This is a genomic window from Bartonella sp. MR168JLCBS (genome assembly GCF_042194175.1).
The window spans coordinates 334-582 of record NZ_JBHIMP010000559.1; the positions used below are offsets into that span (position 1 = coordinate 334).

General features: G+C 43.4%; 1 protein-coding gene. It reads left to right on the top strand.

What is annotated here, in order from left to right:
* Positions 1–249: phosphotransferase (locus ACFIK8_RS12650; protein ID WP_375669625.1), on the top strand; the 249-nt coding region annotated here is incomplete at both ends.

The following is a 249-nucleotide window of genomic DNA, read 5'->3' on the forward strand; positions in this document are numbered from 1 at the left end:
ATATTCTTTGGCGTGCACACAAAGAAGGAACTGATCGCATTGGTCTTCTTGATTTTCAAGACGGCTTAAAAGGGCCAACAGCCTATGACCTTGTCTCTTTAGCACAAGATGCACGTCTGTTTATTTCACCAACACTCGAAGCAAAAATTCTCGACGCTTATTGCACTGCACGTCATCAAGCATCACGACCTTTTGATGAAGATAAATTTCGTAAGCTTTACGCATTTGCAGGTGCTCAGCGTGCTTCGA